This window comes from Exiguobacterium sp. OS-77 (genome assembly GCF_000414195.2).
GTDB classification, from domain to species: domain Bacteria; phylum Bacillota; class Bacilli; order Exiguobacteriales; family Exiguobacteriaceae; genus Exiguobacterium_A; species Exiguobacterium_A indicum.
On the sequence record NZ_DF239008.1, the window covers coordinates 1,194,381 to 1,207,289 of the forward strand.

At 47.7% G+C, this 12,909-nt stretch carries 14 protein-coding genes; all 14 read left to right on the top strand.

Annotated elements, in window-relative coordinates:
• The first annotated feature begins 20 nt into the window (after positions 1–20).
• The 14 genes from rimM to EXG77_RS05865 all read left to right on the top strand — a co-directional run bounded on the left by rimM (position 21) and on the right by EXG77_RS05865 (position 12,909).
• Complete coding sequence (rimM, locus tag EXG77_RS05800) at positions 21–530, top strand: ribosome maturation factor RimM (RefSeq protein ID WP_023468740.1); 510 nt, start codon at positions 21–23, stop codon at positions 528–530.
• Positions 527–1,255, top strand: coding sequence for a tRNA (guanosine(37)-N1)-methyltransferase TrmD (trmD, locus tag EXG77_RS05805; RefSeq protein ID WP_023468739.1), 729 nt, complete (start codon positions 527–529; stop codon positions 1,253–1,255). The genes rimM and trmD overlap by 4 nt, the downstream gene beginning before the upstream one ends.
• A 112-nt stretch (positions 1,256–1,367) precedes the next feature.
• A complete protein-coding gene (rplS, locus tag EXG77_RS05810; protein WP_023468738.1) occupies positions 1,368–1,721 on the top strand; it encodes a 50S ribosomal protein L19 in 354 nt (117 codons plus the stop codon).
• 104 nt (positions 1,722–1,825) lie between these two features.
• On the top strand, positions 1,826–2,365 hold the full coding sequence (gene lepB / locus EXG77_RS05815) for a signal peptidase I (protein ID WP_023468737.1): 540 nt from the start codon (positions 1,826–1,828) through the stop codon (positions 2,363–2,365).
• Between the two features lie 147 nt (positions 2,366–2,512).
• Positions 2,513–3,376, top strand: a complete 864-nt coding sequence (gene ylqF / locus EXG77_RS05820) for a ribosome biogenesis GTPase YlqF (RefSeq protein ID WP_035396901.1) — start codon at positions 2,513–2,515, stop codon at positions 3,374–3,376.
• Between the two features lie 51 nt (positions 3,377–3,427).
• Positions 3,428–4,180, top strand: a complete 753-nt coding sequence (locus EXG77_RS05825; RefSeq protein WP_023468735.1) for a ribonuclease HII — start codon at positions 3,428–3,430, stop codon at positions 4,178–4,180.
• Between the two features lie 12 nt (positions 4,181–4,192).
• Positions 4,193–5,059 (top strand): flagellar hook-length control protein FliK, encoded by an 867-nt coding sequence (locus EXG77_RS05830; RefSeq protein ID WP_035396766.1) that lies wholly within the window; start codon positions 4,193–4,195, stop codon positions 5,057–5,059.
• Complete coding sequence (locus EXG77_RS05835) at positions 5,056–5,316, top strand: EscU/YscU/HrcU family type III secretion system export apparatus switch protein (protein ID WP_023468733.1); 261 nt, start codon at positions 5,056–5,058, stop codon at positions 5,314–5,316. The genes EXG77_RS05830 and EXG77_RS05835 overlap by 4 nt, the downstream gene beginning before the upstream one ends.
• Positions 5,317–5,403: 87 nt before the next feature.
• A complete protein-coding gene (gene sucC, locus EXG77_RS05840) occupies positions 5,404–6,564 on the top strand; it encodes an ADP-forming succinate--CoA ligase subunit beta (protein ID WP_023468732.1) in 1,161 nt (386 codons plus the stop codon).
• Between the two features lie 13 nt (positions 6,565–6,577).
• Entirely contained in the window at positions 6,578–7,495 is a 918-nt protein-coding gene (sucD, locus tag EXG77_RS05845; protein ID WP_023468731.1) for a succinate--CoA ligase subunit alpha, read from the top strand.
• 83 nt (positions 7,496–7,578) lie between these two features.
• Positions 7,579–8,406 (top strand): DNA-processing protein DprA, encoded by an 828-nt coding sequence (dprA, locus tag EXG77_RS05850; protein ID WP_035396768.1) that lies wholly within the window; start codon positions 7,579–7,581, stop codon positions 8,404–8,406.
• A 47-nt stretch (positions 8,407–8,453) separates the two neighbouring features.
• Entirely contained in the window at positions 8,454–10,550 is a 2,097-nt protein-coding gene (topA, locus tag EXG77_RS05855) for a type I DNA topoisomerase (protein ID WP_029342082.1), read from the top strand.
• Positions 10,551–10,553: 3 nt separating this feature from the next.
• On the top strand, positions 10,554–11,858 hold the full coding sequence (gene trmFO / locus EXG77_RS05860; protein WP_023468729.1) for an FADH(2)-oxidizing methylenetetrahydrofolate--tRNA-(uracil(54)-C(5))-methyltransferase TrmFO: 1,305 nt from the start codon (positions 10,554–10,556) through the stop codon (positions 11,856–11,858).
• A 145-nt stretch (positions 11,859–12,003) separates the two neighbouring features.
• Positions 12,004–12,909: a tyrosine recombinase XerC gene (locus tag EXG77_RS05865; protein ID WP_231496840.1), complete on the top strand. Its 906-nt coding sequence runs from the start codon at positions 12,004–12,006 to the stop codon at positions 12,907–12,909.

Sequence of the window (12,909 nt, forward strand, 5' to 3'; positions counted from 1 at the left end):
CAAGAAAGGAAGTGAAACGAATGGAATGGTTGGAAATTGCGAAAATCGCCAACACGCACGGTCTAAAAGGGGAATTGAAGTTACTTGCAAGCACGGATTTCCCGGAAGAACGCTTTAAGGTCGGAAAAGAAGTCTTTCTCGGCTCTGAAGGCACGTATACACCGGTAACGATCAGTGGCTACCGGAAGCATAAACAATTCATCATGGTGACGTTCAAAGGCATGCATCATATCAATGACGTCGAGAAGTACAAAGGATTGAAGCTCTATGTCCACGCAGAAGACTTACAGGACTTAGACGAGCATGAATTTTACTATCATGAGATCATCGGTTGTACGGTTTATGACGGTGAGACGAAAATCGGAGTCGTATCCGACATTCTCGAAACGGGCGCAAATGACGTCTGGACGATCAAACGTGACGGAAAAAAAGACGTCCTGATTCCGTATATCGAACAAGTCGTCGCTTCCGTCGACGTCGAACAGAAACGCATTCAGATCACGCCGCTTCCGGGACTGATCGAAGAATGAACATCCGTGTATTGACGTTGTTTCCAGAAATGTTTTCAGCGCTTGACCATTCGATTGTCAAGCGAGCGCAAGACGATCAACACGTCATACTTGAAACCATCAATTTTCGAGATTTTTCAACGAATCGACATGGTAAGGTCGATGATTATCCGTATGGTGGAGGAGCGGGCATGCTGTTGACACCTCAACCCGTCTTCGATGCGATGGCAAGTCTACCGGAACGAAAACGACGAATCATCGTCATGACACCGACCGGTAAACGGTTTTCGCAACGAATGGCGGAAGAGTGGGCAAACGAAGAAGAATTGGTCTTCTTATGTGGTCACTATGAGGGGTTTGATCAGCGAATCCATGATCAGTTGGTGACGGATGAGGTCTCGCTCGGAGATTTCGTCTTGACGGGAGGAGAACTCGCTGCGATGACGATGATTGACGCCGTCGTCCGCCTCTTACCGGACGTCCTCGGTGCGTCTGCGAGTCACGAAGATGATTCCTTCTCAACAGGACTTCTCGAATACCCGCACTATACACGTCCGGCAGAATATAAAGGGTACCGAGTACCCGATGTTTTGTTATCAGGCAACCATGCCCGGATTGAAAAGTGGCGACGGGAACAGTCGCTGAAGCGGACATATGAGCGGCGCCCTGATCTTCTCGTGGATGCATCGTTAACGGATGAAGATCAGCGTTATTTAGACTCGATTTCAGGATTGTCAAACGACTGAATCTATGATAAGTTAAAACATGTGGCAAAAGCCACCCATTAACGATGTTCCGCTGTCGGATGCTTGAAGCAAATGAAGATAAGAACATTGGTGAAAAAAGGAGAAATCATTCATGAACACACAACAATTGTTCCGTGAACTTACACAAGAACAAATCAAGTCAGACGTCCCTGCGTTCCGTCCTGGGGATACAGTCCGTGTACACGTTAAAGTCGTCGAGGGTACGCGTGAGCGTATTCAGCTCTTCGAAGGCGTAGTCATCAAACGTCACGGTGGCGGCATCAGTGAAACATTCACAGTCCGTAAAATTTCTTACGGAGTTGGCGTTGAGCGTGCTTTCCCGCTCCACTCACCACGTGTTGCACAAATCGAAGTCGTTCGCTACGGTAAAGTCCGTCGTGCGAAACTTTACTACCTCCGTAACCTTCGTGGTAAAGCGGCGCGTATTAAAGAAATTCGTCGTTAATCATGTGAAAAAGTGGCTTGTCTCCGGACAAGCTTCTTTTTTTTGCTGTTTATGCGTATACTAGTCCTTAGGAAGAAATTGCGTTTATCAAGGGAGTGGAATTCGTGAAGGAGTTATTCAGTTGGGTAAAGGCGCTCGTCGTAGCGCTCGTCATCGCGTTCATCATTCGAACGTTTCTGTTCGTACCCGTCATCGTTGATGGGGAATCGATGATGCCAACCTTACACAATGCGGATCGAATGATCGTCAATAAGATCCCATACTATTTTAATGAACCAGAAAGAGGCGATATCGTCGTCTTCCATGCAACGGAAACACGAGACTACATCAAACGGGTCATCGCTGTTCCGGGAGATACGATGTATTACAAAGATGATACATTGTATGTCAACGATAAGAAAGTCGCCGAACCGTATTTGAAAGAATACAAAGCCCAGATGAGTGGTGTGCCATTGACGGAAGACTTCACGCTTGAAGAGCGAACAGGAGAGACGACTGTTCCAAAAGGAAAAGTATTCGTCATGGGAGATAATCGTCAAAATTCAAAAGATAGTCGTGATATCGGTTTTGTGGATGAAGATCAAATCGTCGGAACGACGAACTTCGTCTTCTATCCATTCAATGATGTACGCTCTGTCGATTAAAACGAACGAAGATGAGACGCTTGCCGTTAAAAGTAAGCAGCTCATCTTCTTTTCTTGTCTGAAGTTGCGTATACTAGGGAGTGGATGTTTTTTCATGTATCGTATGATCAGCAAGAAGTCCAGGAATATATGAACGAGGTGAAGGATATGACGATTCAATGGTTCCCCGGTCACATGGCCAAAGCACGTCGGGAAGTCACAGAAAAACTAAAGTTGATCGATGTGGTGATCGAACTCGTCGATGCCCGTCTTCCGATGTCGAGCCGTAACCCGATGGTCGAACAGATCACGGCAGGTAAGCCGCGACTGATTGTCCTCAACAAGGCGGATATGGCGGATAAACGAGTGACGGAGCAATGGATGCAGGCATTACGAGCAGATGGTGTTGATGTCGTTGCGGTTGACGCGAAGCACAATAAAGGATTGAATCAAATCCATGAGGGTGCTTTACGACTAATGAAAGAAAAACACGCACGGATGCGGGAGAAAGGGCGGAATCCGAGTGCGATCCGTGCCTTGATCATCGGCATTCCGAACGTCGGGAAATCGACGCTCATCAATCGACTTGCTGGCCGAAATATCGCTATCACGGGTGACCGTCCGGGTGTGACGAAACGCCAGCAGTGGATCAAGATGAAGACAGGTGAGATGGAATTACTTGATACACCAGGTATCCTCTGGCCGAAGTTCGACGATCAAGTCGTCGGATATCGGTTAGCAGCGACAGGAGCGATCAAGGATGACATCTTAAACATCGACGATATCGCGCTATTTGCCCTTCGTGAGCTAAAGACACGGTATCCGGAGCAGTTACGTGAGCGCTATCGACTCGACGAAGTATCGGGAGAAGCGGTTGATGTACTTGAAGCAATCGGTAAAAAACGTGGTTTCGTCTCAGGTGGCTATGTCGATTTCGAGCGGACGAGCGAAATGCTCCTGCATGAGCTACGAACGGAAAAGCTCGGTCGGGTGACGCTTGAAACAGTCGAAGAATGGGAAACGCATGCATAACGGACTTGGACATCCTTTGATGTCCAAGTTTTTTTCAAAGGAGCAGGATGTATGAAGATAGCAGAAGTAAAAGAACGATTGCAAAAAGCAACACTAGAAGAATTTATTCAATTGAAGCAGGAACTGGCTTCAGATACGCGAAAAGGGGTGCATACGCTGTTTCGTCAGACAGAACGACGATTTGCACTCGAAGAGCAGCAACGGATCGATTTCAAGAAACGACTCGCATTTGAAGACGAGTATCGTCAGCAAGGATACGTTCGAATTGCAGGAGTGGACGAAGTCGGGCGAGGTCCACTAGCTGGTCCAGTCGTCGCAGCAGCGGTCATCTTACCAGACGGATTCTATCATCCAGGACTAACGGATTCCAAACAGATGAGTAAAGTACAGCGGCAAGCGGCACTGAAGCATTTGCAAGAAGTTGCTGAGATTGCGATCGGCATCATCGAACCGGCTGAAATCGACGAAATTAATATCTATCAAGCATCGAAACGGGCAATGCAAGACGCAGTTCGTCAACTCAAACCAGATGCCTTACTTGTCGATGCGATGACACTCGACGACGATACACCACAACTCTCTCTTATCAAAGGAGATGCGCGGAGTGTCTCCATTGCTGCTGCAAGTGTCGTTGCGAAAGAGACACGAGATGCGATGATGGAACAATACGCGATCGAGTATCCGGGATATGGATTTGAAACACACGCAGGTTACGGAACACCCTTACATTTACAAGCGCTCGATACACTGGGCGTCACACCGATTCACCGGAAAACATTCCGTCCTGTCAAAGAACGTCTTTAGGAGGAATCGAGCATGCAAATCGAACATCGCGCCTTACTTCCATTTAAAATCATCGATCATGCGAACCTACCGTTACGGGAAGGCGCAAACATCGTCGGTAAAGTTTTAAAGCTGTTGCCGGACGGATTAATGGAACTCCAAGTCGGTCAACGCGTCTTGACGGCAGGGACGACAGCTGAACTAAAAGAAGGGAACATGTATCGCTTTCAAGTCGTTTCAGTAGAGGGACAACCGGTTTTAAAAATCATCTCGACCGAGTCTGTTCCGCAAAAGTCGGCTCTCCCCCAGTTACTCGACTCCTTTTTACAACGCCAGACGGTACCGACTGCGGAAACACGGGAACTCCTAAGGCAAATTGGTCAACCGGTGACGGAAGGAGAAGCGAAGCAGTTAAAACACGCCCTTACCGAACTCGTTCAACTGGCAAAGGGTGATGAGACAGGTCGAACGCTTGATCGAAAGACGAGTGATCAGATTTTAGCGCAACAACTCGTTCAAGCAACGAACGAAGCGGGGAAAGGAGTCTATTTATTTCAATTACCTCAATTTGGACCGTTCGAAGATGTGGATCTCATGATGGAAGCACCGTTCGAACGGACGTTTGATCCAAATCATGCCCGTGTCGTCTTATATCTTCAATTACCGACGCTCGGTGAGGTCGCTGTTGATGTCTTGATTGCAGACCGGAATGTTTCGATTTCCGTCTTTCATCCGAATGCGCACGTCAATACGTTCATGCAAGCCTACACACCGCAAATTCAGACTCGTCTTGAGGAACAAGGCTATGCATTGACGCGATTCGATTGGGTCGAACAGACGAAAGAGCGCGTACCGCATGATATCTCAACGCGTAACGGAAGGGTGGATCTTCATATATGAAAAAAGCAATAGCTCTATCATACGAAGAACAGATGCATGCCCCAAAAGTCGTTGCTAAGGGATCGGAACACATCGCAGAACGGATTTTAGAAGAGGCATTAAAACATGATATTCCGATCCGGCAGGACGAAACGTTGATGACGTTACTAGATGCTGTTCAAGTATCAGAACAGATTCCGGAAGAATTATACGGTGTCATTGCCGAGTTATTTGCCTTTTTATATCGTCTCGATCAAGATGAAATTCTGAAAAAATAAAGCTTTCGGTCGATAACGATAGACAGCGCTTCCAATTTTAACTACAATGAAAGAGCCGAAACTAAAGGGGTTAAGGGGGATTTTTTCATGAATGTACATGAGTATCAGGCAAAAGAATTACTTCGTTCGTACGGTGTACCCGTACCAAACGGAATCGCAGCCTTCACCGTCGAAGAGGCGGTCGATGCATCAGAACAATTGTCAGGCCCGATTAAAGTCGTCAAAGCTCAAATTCACGCGGGGGGACGCGGTAAAGCAGGTGGCGTCAAGCTTGCGAAATCGCAAGAAGAAGTGAAAGAATATGCGACGGAGTTACTCGGCAAAACGCTCGTCACGCACCAAACAGGTCCAGAAGGAAAAGTCGTTCAACGTCTTCTCGTCGAAGAAGGGTGTGCGATTGACAAAGAATACTATCTTGGAATCGTACTTGATCGTGTGACAGGACGTGTCGTCATCATGGGATCAAGCGAAGGTGGTATGGACATCGAAGAGGTAGCGGAAGCGACACCAGAAAAAATCATCAAGGAAGTCGTCGATCCTGCAGTTGGTCTTCAAGGATTCCAAGCGCGTAAACTTGCGTTCGCAATGGGTGTTCCTGTGAAGCTCGTCAACAAGTTCGTCGGCATGGTCACGAAACTCTACAACTTCTTCGTCGACAAGGATTGTTCGATCGCAGAAATCAACCCACTCGTTACGACGAAGGATGGCGAAGTCCTCGCACTGGATGCGAAGTTGAACTTCGACTCAAATGCATTGTATCGTCATGCGGACATCGTGGCGTTACGTGATGAAACAGAAGAAGATCCACGCGAAGTCGAAGCATCAAAGAGTGATTTGAACTACATCGCGCTCGATGGAAACATCGGTTGCCTCGTCAATGGTGCTGGTCTTGCCATGGCAACGATGGATATCATCAAACACTTCAGTGGTGATCCTGCGAACTTCCTCGATGTCGGTGGTGGTGCGACGAAGGAAAAAGTAACAGAAGCCTTCAAACTGATCTTATCGGATGAGAACGTCAAAGGGATTTTCGTCAACATCTTCGGTGGAATCATGAAATGTGACGTTATCGCAGAAGGTATCGTTGCGGCGACAAAAGAAGTCGGTCTCGAATTGCCACTCGTCGTTCGTCTTGAAGGTACGAACGTTGATGCAGGGAAACAAATTCTCAAAGATTCAGGTCTAGCGATTACAGCAGCTACATCAATGGCAGACGGCGCAGAAAAAATCGCTGCGCTCGTGAAGTAAGGGGGAGCTAAAGATGAGTATTTGGGTGAACGAATCGACGAAAGTCATTATTCAAGGGATTACTGGTAACCAAGGGATGTTCCATGGTGAACAGATGATCGACTACGGCACAAACCTCGTAGGCGGTGTCACACCAGGAAAAGGCGGTACGGAAGTACTCGGTGGTGTTCCTGTCTTTGATACGGTCGCGCAAGCGGTCGAAAAAACGGGTGCGAACGCATCGATCATCTACGTACCACCAGCATTCGCAGCGGATGCAATCATGGAAGCAGCAGATGCGAACATCGCGTTGATCATCTGTATCACGGAAGGTATTCCAGTTCTTGATATGGTCAAAGTAAAACGTTACCTCGAAGGCAAACCAGTTCGTCTCATCGGACCGAACTGCCCGGGCGTCATCACTCCAGGTGTCGCGAAACTTGGTATCATGCCAGGATACATCCATACACCAGGTCATGTCGGTATCGTCTCACGTTCTGGGACTTTGACATATGAAGCTGTCCATCAATTGACGACTGCTGGTATCGGTCAATCGACAGCTGTTGGTATCGGGGGTGACCCGGTCAATGGAACGGACTTCATCGATACGCTCAAAGCATTCAATGAAGATCCAGAAACAAAAGCCGTCATCATGTTAGGGGAAATCGGTGGAACAGCTGAAGAAGAAGCGGCTGAGTGGGTCAAAGCGAACATGACGAAACCAGTCATTGGTTTCATCGGTGGTCAAACAGCTCCTGCCGGCAAACGGATGGGTCACGCAGGTGCGATCATCTCTGGCGGTAAAGGAACAGCTGCTGAAAAAATCAAGACACTCCGTGCAAACGGAATTGAAGTGGCAGAAACACCAGCTGTCATTGGTGAGACGTTAATCCGTGTCATCAAAGAAGCAGGGATCTATGACGAGTGCGTGACGAACAGCACAGTCAAATAAATCAAAAAAAGAAGCTGTCCTGATCAAATCAGGACGGCTTTCTTCTATATAAATAAGAAGCTTAAATAAGGAGCGCTGATCTCATGAAACGTGAACTGTATGTCCGCTTCGCCATGTGTCAGGTACCGTACACGATCGTCCGATTGATTGAGCAATTCGGAATCGTTCCCAGTCATGAATTACCCGTTTCGACGCGTCTTCGAAAACGGTATGAACAAGCATTACAGCTTGATTGGATCGAAGAGTCGATTCTAGTCAAAGGAGATCCACTGTTTCCGACTGTGTTACTGACGATCCCTCAACCGGTCTATGCCCTCTTTTACCGCGGTGATCCGTCCCGCTTAACACTTCCACGCGTCAGTATCATCGGTAGTCGAACCCCCTCACCGCACCATCTTTCCCGTATGCGTTTCTTGCAACCCTTCTTTCATCCAGATCTCGCCACCGTTTCCGGAGGTGCCTATGGTATCGATGCCCTCGTCCATCGTCTATCCTTAAAACATCAGCAGACAACGATTGCGGTTCTCGCAGGAGGACTTGATCGTCTATATCCTACTTCCCATGCTTCTCTTTTTGAACGCATCCTCTCGAACGGTCTTCTTCTCTCTGAATATCCACCCGGAACTCCTATTCAAAAATTTCAATTTCTAGAACGGAATCGGATCATTGCTGGATTATCTTCATCATTGATCATCGTCGAAGCGGCGAAACGAAGCGGTACGATGAATACTGCCAATCATGCGCTTGACCAAGGAAAAGATGTCTATTGTTTGCCGGGTTGTCCCACGGAATCGTTCTTTACCGGAACGAATCAATTGATCGCAGAAGGAGCGATTCCACTCCTTGATCCGGAAGAAGTTTCAAAAAGTATTCGGCTGAACGTTGACAAATGGGAATCGAGACTACTATGATAAGTGAGATTAAAATACGAGTACGCCTCTAATAGGGAGCGATTGCAATGGCAAAATATCTAGTAATCGTCGAGTCACCCGCTAAGGCAAAAACCATTAAACGTTATCTCGGATCCAACTATACCGTGAAAGCGTCGATGGGGCACGTCATTGACTTGCCGAAAAGCCAAATGGGAGTCGACGTCGAACATGACTATGAACCGAAATATATCACGATCCGTGGTAAAGGTCCGGTCTTAAAAGAACTCAAGACAGCTGCGAAAAAAGCACAAAAAATCTATCTCGCAGCCGACCCCGACCGTGAAGGGGAAGCGATCGCATGGCATTTAGCTAAAGCATTAGGCGTTGATGAATCAACGGAGTGCCGCGTCGTCTTCAATGAAATCACGAAAGATGCCATCAAGGATTCGTTCAAGCGACCACGCAAGCTCAACTATGATCTTGTCGATGCGCAGCAAGCCCGTCGTATCTTGGACCGCCTTGTTGGTTACAGCATGAGTCCGTTATTATGGAAGAAGATTAAAAAAGGGTTATCTGCGGGACGCGTTCAATCCGTTGCCGTCAAGATGATCATCGATCGTGAACAAGAAATCAATGCGTTCATGCCTGAAGAATACTGGACGATCAAACTCGAACTCGATGCAAACGGTGAAAAGCTCGAAGCGAACTTCTACGGAGTCGATGGCAAGAAGCGTGAACTTCATTCGCAAGAAGAAGTCGATCAAATCTTGAATCAACTCTCAGAAGACTTTACAGTTGATTCCGTCACGAAAAAAGAGCGGAAACGGAATCCGGCGTTACCGTTTACGACGAGTTCTTTGCAACAGGAAGCAGCACGTAAGCTGAACTTCCGAGCGAAGAAGACGATGATGATTGCACAACAGCTATACGAAGGAATCGAAATTGGAAAAGAAGGTACAGTCGGTTTGATTACGTATATGCGTACCGATTCGACACGGACGTCAGATTCGGCGAACCTCGAAGCACACGGGTTCATTGAGCAGGCGTACGGAAAAGAATACATCGCAAGCGAGAAACGTAAAGAAAAGAAATCAGCGAACTCACAAGATGCACACGAAGCGGTTCGTCCGACTTCGACGATGCGCGAGCCACAACTCGTCAAATCGTATTTATCGCGTGATCAGTTCCGCTTATATAAACTAATTTGGGAACGGTTCGTCGCAAGCCAGATGGCGCCAGCGATTCTCGATACTGTCAAAATCGATCTCGTCTCGAACGACGTCACGTTCCGTGCGAACGGGTCGACCGTTAAATTCCCGGGCTTCATGAAGGTCTACATCGAAGATACGGACGATGAGGCGGTTTCAGACGTCAAGGAAGGACTACTTCCTCCACTCGATGAAGGGGAAGAGTTGAAACAATCAGCAATCGAACCGAAACAACACTTCACACAACCACCACCACGTTATACGGAAGCACGTCTTGTCCGGGCGATGGAAGAGCTCGGTATCGGTCGTCCGTCGACGTATGCGCCGACGCTCGATACGATTCAAAAACGGGGTTACGTGACGCTTGAAGAGAAGAAATTCTTACCAACGGAACTCGGTGAACTCGTCATCGATATGATCAGCGACTATTTCCAAGAGTTCATCACTGTCCAGTTCACGGCAGACATGGAAGCTTTACTCGATGCGATCGAAAAAGGTGACATGCAGTGGACGGAAGTCGTCGATCCAATCTATAAGTCCTTTGCAAAGCGTCTGACACGAGCAGAAGCAGAAATCGAGAAGATTGAAATCAAAGATGAACCGGCTGGAGAAGATTGTGAAGTCTGTGGTCACCCGATGGTCATCAAGATGGGACGTTATGGCAAGTTCATGGCGTGCTCGAACTTCCCAGAGTGTCGTAATACGAAACCGATCCAAGTCGAGATCGGTGTGAAGTGTCCGACATGTGGAACGGGCGACATCGTCGAACGTCGTAGTAAAAAAGGACGTTTGTTCTACGGTTGTTCGAACTATCCGGAGTGTGAGTTCGTCTCATGGGATAAACCGGTCGAAGAACCATGTCCGGTATGTAGTAGTATGATGGTACAAAAGAAAATCAAGAACGGTGTGAAAGTAGAATGTACATCTTGTGGACATCATGAAACACGCATCGATCAGGAGCAAGAGGAGGAATGACCGTTGAAACGTGTAACGGTAATCGGCGCGGGACTTGCAGGTTCTGAAGCAGCATGGCAACTTGCAAAACGCGGCGTACAAGTAGATTTATATGAAATGCGGCCTGTCAAACAGACACCCGCGCACCATACAGACCAATTCGCTGAACTCGTCTGTTCGAACTCACTTCGAGCGAACCAGTTAACGAACGCAGTTGGTGTCTTAAAGGAAGAGATGCGTCAGCTCGATTCCTTGATCATGAAAGCAGCAGACTTAGCGAGCGTTCCAGCAGGTGGAGCACTTGCTGTCGATCGGCACGACTTCGCAGGATATGTGACGGAAACGTTGAAAAACCACCCGAACGTTACCGTCCATCATGAAGAAATCGAAGCGATTCCAGATGGTCCGACGATCGTCGCGACGGGTCCGTTGACGAGTGCGGCATTATCGGAATCACTTAAACAATTCACAGGTGAAGATTACCTATACTTCTTCGATGCAGCGGCACCGATTCTCGATGGAGACACGATCGATCGTGAGAAGGTTTACCTGAAATCACGATATGATAAAGGCGAAGCTGCCTACTTGAATTGTCCAATGACGGAAGAAGAATTCCAGCTCTTCTATGATGAGCTGATCAATGCGGAAGTCGTTCCATTGAAGGAATTTGAAAAAGAGATTTACTTCGAGGGCTGTATGCCATTTGAAGTTCTCGCTTCACGCGGACCGAAAACACTCTTGTTTGGACCGATGAAGCCAGTTGGACTTGAAGATCCGAAGACAGGCAAACGACCATATGCTGTCGTTCAATTGCGTCAGGATAACTCAGCTGGAACATTGTTCAACCTTGTCGGCTTCCAGACACATTTGAAATGGGGCGAACAAAAGCGGATCATTCGCTTGATTCCTGGTCTTGAGAATGCAGAAATCGTCCGTTATGGTGTCATGCACCGTAACACGTTCGTCAACTCACCGAATTTATTGAAACCAACGTATCAGACACGTACACGTGACGACTTGTTCTTTGCTGGTCAAATGACAGGTGTCGAAGGGTACGTCGAGTCAGCAGCGTCCGGTTTGACGGCAGGAATCAATGCGGCACGTCTCGTCAATGAGGCGGAACCGGTTACGTTCCCGCAGGAAACGATGATGGGTGCGATGTCGCACTATATCACGACGACGGAAGGGAAGAACTTCCAGCCAATGAATGCCAACTTCGGATTGGTACCAGCACTCGTCGGTCATCCGGTTCGGATGAAAAAACCTGAGAAGTATGCGCTCTACGCAGAGCGAGCACTTGAAGCAATCAAAGATTTCACGGATATGTGATTTTTGATGGGGAGAAAGGCGTGATTTAGCGCTCTTTCTCCCCATTTCTTAATTTGTCATAAAAGCGTGATAATTTCGTTAATTTTTCGGTTTTTGGTCTATTGTCAGACTACTTGGTCTGTGCTATGCTAAGGGCGATTCGAGAATGAAATGGTCAGAAGGGGGCGCATTCATGGGGATAGACACTGCTTTTGAGCGACTGCTAGAAGATTTCATGCGGTATGTTCATATTGAACGTCAATTATCTCCGAATACAGGTCGCTCTTATGATCAAACACTTCGACAATACGCCGCTTTTTGCCGCGATCATCAGTTACGATCGATTGAATTGGCAAGTGCACGGCGTTATTTGTATGCTCTTTACGATCAGGAGCTGGCGCGGGCGACGATTGCACAAAAAGTTTCCTGCCTCAAACAATTTGGTCGTTTTTTGACACGTGACACCGATGAGCCTAATCCCTTCGATGGATTAAAAGCACCAAAACGACAACAAGGACTTCCGACATTCCTCGTCCCAACGGAATATGAACGTTTCCTCGATGCCTTTCGATCGAGTGATACGCTTGGCAACCGGAATGTGGCGTTAGTAGAACTTTTATATGCGACGGGTATGCGGGTCAGCGAGGTCGTTCAACTGGATCTTCGTGATCTCGCGACTGATCACTCCTACGTCCATGTGTATGGAAAAGGTGGGAAGGAACGCATCGCACCAATCGGAACCTTTGCTAAAGATGCATTAGAACTGTACTTACCATCACGAGATCCAGTCGCAGGTCATGAGCAAGCGTTGTTCTTGTCTCATTCAGGGCGTCGATTGACGACGGATGCGATTCGGAAAATCATGAAAAAAGGGGAACAACTCGTTGGGAAACATGTGACACCACATGCGCTTCGTCATAGTTTCGCGACAGATTTACTGGAAAGAGGCGCCGATTTGCGAGCGGTCCAGGAGTTACTTGGACACGCATCGCTGTCGACGACCGGTCAGTATACACACGTAACGACGGAACGATTACGACATGTTTATCAACAAGCACATCCTCGTGCCTAA

Bases quoted from the DNA above. Each gene is read 5' to 3' on its own strand.
- rimM (WP_023468740.1), top strand. From the start codon at position 21: ATGGAATGGTTGGAAATTGCGAAAATCGCCAACACGCACGGTCTAAAA.
- sucC (WP_023468732.1), top strand. From the start codon at position 5,404: ATGAATGTACATGAGTATCAGGCAAAAGAATTACTTCGTTCGTACGGT.
- sucD (WP_023468731.1), top strand. From the start codon at position 6,578: ATGAGTATTTGGGTGAACGAATCGACGAAAGTCATTATTCAAGGGATT.
- topA (WP_029342082.1), top strand. From the start codon at position 8,454: ATGGCAAAATATCTAGTAATCGTCGAGTCACCCGCTAAGGCAAAAACC.
- trmD (WP_023468739.1), top strand. From the start codon at position 527: ATGAACATCCGTGTATTGACGTTGTTTCCAGAAATGTTTTCAGCGCTT.
- dprA (WP_035396768.1), top strand. From the start codon at position 7,579: ATGAAACGTGAACTGTATGTCCGCTTCGCCATGTGTCAGGTACCGTAC.
- EXG77_RS05830 (WP_035396766.1), top strand. From the start codon at position 4,193: ATGCAAATCGAACATCGCGCCTTACTTCCATTTAAAATCATCGATCAT.
- ylqF (WP_035396901.1), top strand. From the start codon at position 2,513: ATGACGATTCAATGGTTCCCCGGTCACATGGCCAAAGCACGTCGGGAA.
- EXG77_RS05835 (WP_023468733.1), top strand. From the start codon at position 5,056: ATGAAAAAAGCAATAGCTCTATCATACGAAGAACAGATGCATGCCCCA.
- EXG77_RS05825 (WP_023468735.1), top strand. From the start codon at position 3,428: ATGAAGATAGCAGAAGTAAAAGAACGATTGCAAAAAGCAACACTAGAA.
- EXG77_RS05865 (WP_231496840.1), top strand. From the start codon at position 12,004: ATGAAATGGTCAGAAGGGGGCGCATTCATGGGGATAGACACTGCTTTT.
- rplS (WP_023468738.1), top strand. From the start codon at position 1,368: ATGAACACACAACAATTGTTCCGTGAACTTACACAAGAACAAATCAAG.